Origin of the sequence: Micromonospora sp. M51 (assembly GCF_018070305.1) — a bacterium.
GTDB classification, from domain to species: domain Bacteria; phylum Actinomycetota; class Actinomycetes; order Mycobacteriales; family Micromonosporaceae; genus Micromonospora; species Micromonospora parva.
On sequence record NZ_JAGPXZ010000614.1, the window covers coordinates 1 to 3,793 of the forward strand.

At 71.9% G+C, this 3,793-nt stretch carries 2 protein-coding genes and 1 pseudogene; all 3 read left to right on the forward strand.

All coding sequences use genetic code 11. The features are described from left to right. On the forward strand, positions 1-1,600 hold a 1,600-nt coding region (locus tag KBX53_RS25565; protein WP_210862064.1), incomplete at its 5' end, for an ABC transporter ATP-binding protein. Positions 1,601-1,715: 115 nt separating this feature from the next. Further along, positions 1,716-3,491 (forward strand): ABC transporter ATP-binding protein, encoded by a 1,776-nt coding sequence (locus KBX53_RS25570; protein WP_030334446.1) that lies wholly within the window; start codon positions 1,716-1,718, stop codon positions 3,489-3,491. An 84-nt stretch (positions 3,492-3,575) separates the two neighbouring features. Further along, a pseudogene (locus KBX53_RS25575) lies at positions 3,576-3,793 on the forward strand (DUF2470 domain-containing protein); the annotation flags it as partial.

The following is a 3,793-nucleotide window of genomic DNA, read 5'->3' on the forward strand; positions in this document are numbered from 1 at the left end:
TAAGAGACAGATGCAGTACCGCCTCCAGGCCTCCTACCGCCGCCGGGTCACCCGTCGGTACCTGGAGCTGCCGCTGTCCTGGCACCACCGCAACTCCACCGGCACCCTGCTGTCCAACGCCAACTCCGCCGTGGAGGCGGCCTGGTACCCGATCGCGCCACTGCCGTTCGCCGTCGGCACGTTGGTGATGCTGGTCGGCGCCATCGTGTCGCTCTTCGCCACCGACTGGGCGCTCGCCCTGGTCGGCCTCGCGGTCTTCCCCGCGCTGTTCGCGCTCAACGTCATCTACTCCCGCCGGATGGCACCCCGGCAGGCCCGGGCGCAGCGGCTGCGTGCCGAGGTCAGCGGCATCGCCCACGAGAGCTTCGACGGGGCCCTGGTGGTCAAGACGATGGGTCGCGAGGCCCAGGAGACCGCCCGGTTCGCGGGCCGAGCCGGTGAGCTGCGCGATTCGTTGATCGCGGTCGGTCGGCTGCGCGGCATCTTCGACCCGCTGTTGGAGACCCTGCCCAGCCTCGGCACCCTCGCCGTGCTGGTGGTCGGGGCGTTCCGGCTGCGCCAGGGCGCGATCAGCGTGACCGAGCTGGTCAGCGTGGCCTTCCTCTTCACCGTGCTGGCGTTTCCGGTGCGGGCCATCGGTTGGGTGCTGGCCGAGCTGCCGCGCAGCGTCGCCGGCTGGGACCGGGTCCGCCGGGTGCTCGACGCCACCGGCGAGATGCCGTACGGGCAGCGGGTGCTCGACCCGAACGAGACCGCGCCGGCCACCCTCACCTTCCACGACGTGCACTACTCCTACCCGCCCGCCGAAGCGCACCCGCCCGGCGCGCAGGTCCTCGGCGAGGTCGGCTTCACGGTGCCGTCCGGTCGGACGGTGGCCCTGGTCGGGCCCACCGGCGCCGGCAAGTCCACCATCGCCTCGCTGGCGGTGCGGCTCGTCGACCCGGACTCCGGCACGGTGAGCCTGGACGGCGTGGACGTGCGCGAGCTGACCTCCGCCTCGCTGGCCGGCACGGTGGCCCTGGTCGCCCAGGTGCCGTTCATCTTCGACGACACGGTCCGCGCCAACATCGCCCTCGACCGGCCCGGCGTCGACGACGAGGTGGTCTGGGCGGCGCTGCGGCTGGCCGAGGCGGACGGGTTCGTCGCCGCGCTGCCCGACGGTCTGGACACCATGGTCGGCGAGCGGGGCACCTCGCTCTCCGGCGGTCAGCGCCAACGGCTCACCCTGGCCCGCGCGCTGGCCGGCCGACCGCGCCTGTTGGTGCTCGACGACGCGACGAGCGCTGTCGATCCCCGAGTGGAGGCGGCCATCCTGGCGGGGCTGCGGTCGTCGACCGCGGCGGCGGGCGTTCCGGCCGCGTCGATCCTGGTGGTGGCGTACCGGCGGGCCACCATCGCGCTCGCCGACGAGGTCATCTACGTGGAGCAGGGACGGGTGGTCGCCCGGGGCACCCACAGCGAGTTGTTGGCCACCGTGCCCGGGTACGTCGACCTGGTCACCGCCTACGAGCAGGCCGAGGTCGAGCGCGCGCAGGAGAGTTCGTACGGCGACGACGTGGCGCCGCTGCCGTCGGGCCTGGAAATCGAGGTGGACCGGTGAGCGCGAGGAGTGCAGCGAAGCGGAGCCCCGCAGTCGCGAACGGAAGGCGGGCCCGGTGAGCGCGAGGAGTGCAGCGAAGCGGAGCCCCGCAGTCGCGAACGAAAGGCGTGACCCGGTGAGTGTCGAGGAGCGCGGGCAGCGGGAGGAGACGACCTGGCAGACCCTGCGTCGGGGCCTGGCGCTCTCGCCGGAGCTACGGATCGGTCTGGCCGGCACGTTGGGCCTGGCGTTGGTCTACATGGTCGGTCGGGTCGCCGTGCCGGTGGCGGTGCAGCAGGGCATCGACCGGGGCCTCGTCGGCGGTCTGAACCTGACCGTGGTCTGGACGGTGGTGGCGATCACCGCGGCGATCCTGACGATCACCACGATCTGCGGCTACCTGATGATGCGCCGGCTGTTCACGGTCAGCGAGACGGCGTTGGCCAATGTCCGGACGCGGGCGTTCCGGCACGTGCACGACCTGTCGATGTTGCACCAGCAGTCGGAGCGGCGGGGTTCGTTGGTCTCGCGGGTGACCAGCGACGTCGACCAGATCACCCAGTTCCTCCAGTGGGGCGGGGTGATCCTGCTGGTCAACCTGGGTCAGCTGGTGGTCACCACCGCCGTCATGCTGGCGTACTCCTGGCAGTTGACCCTTGTCGTGTTGGCCGCGTTCCTGCCGGCGGTGTTCGTCATCCGGCAGTTGCAACGTCGCCTCGGCTCGGCGTACGCGACGGTGCGCCAGCGCACCGGGACGCTGCTCGGCGCGATCGGCGAGAGCGTGGTGGGCGCGCCGGTGATCCGGGCGTACGGGATCGCCGGGCGTACGGAGCGGCGGCTGGACGAGGCGATCGACAAGCAGCGCCTGGCGCAGCAACGGGCGATCCGGATCAGCATCGTGGGCAGCTCGGTCGGGGAGTTGGCGGCGGGGCTGGCGCTGGCCGGCGTGGTGGTGCTGGGTGTGGTGTTGGGGGTGGACGGCACGCTGTCGATCGGCCAGCTGACCGCGTTCCTCTTCCTGGTGACGCTCTTCATCCAGCCGGTGCAGATCGCCACCGAGGTGCTCAACGAGGCGCAGAACGCGATTGCTGGCTGGCGTCGGGTGTTGGACGTGCTGGACGTCGCCCCGGACGTGGCCGACCCGGGGGAGCAGGGGCGGGAGTTGCCGGGCGGGCCGCTGGACATCCGGTTCACCGGGGTGCGGTTCGCCTATCCGGGTGGGCCGCCGGTGTTGCACGACATCGAGCTGGAGATCGCGGCGAAGAGTCGGGTGGCGGTGGTCGGTGAGACCGGCAGCGGCAAGACCACGTTCGCCAAGCTGCTGACCCGGCTGATGGACCCGTCGGCCGGGGCGGTGCTGCTGTCCGGGGTGCCGTTGACGGATGTCCGGTTCGATTCGCTGCGCTCGCGCGTGGTGATGGTGCCGCAGGACGGGTTCCTGTTCGACGCGACAGTGGGGGACAACGTCCGTTTCGCTCGTCCGGAGTTGACCGACGAGCAGCTGAGCACCGCTTTCACCGAGCTGGGTCTGTCGGACTGGCTGGAGGGTCTGCCGGCGGGCCTGGACACTCCCGTCGGGGAGCGCGGCGAGGCGCTCAGCGTCGGCGAGCGTCAGCTTGTCGCGTTGGCCCGCGCGTACGTGGCTGACCCGGATCTGCTCGTGCTCGACGAGGCGACCAGCGCGGTGGACCCGGCGACGGAGGTGCGGTTGCAGCGCACGCTGGACGCGGTCACCCGGGGCCGGACCACCCTCGCGATCGCGCACCGGCTCTCCACGGCGCAGGCCGCCGACGAGGTGATCGTGGTGGACCGGGGTCGGGTGGTGCAGCGCGGCCCGCACGACGAGCTGGTCCGCGACGCCGACTCGGTGTACGGGCTGCTCTACGCCTCCTGGTTGGAGCAGACCCGGTGAGGTGCTGCGGTGTGGTGGACGCCGACGGTCGGGTGCTCTAGGCTCCGGGTTAGGTAAGCCTAACCTTCTAAGGAGGTCGCGCCCATGCGGCCCAACTCCGCCGAGATCGTCCGTACCCTCGTCGCCGGCCGCCTGCCCGGTCTGGTGCACCTGGCCCACCGGCCGGGCCCGCACCACGCCCGGCACGTCACCGACTCGGACGGGCGGGTGCTGTTGCTGGTGCCGGTGGCCAGTCACCTGGCCGCCGCCCTGCAACCGGCGCCCGGCAGCGGTGACGTCGCGGTGGTGCTCGACGTGCTCGA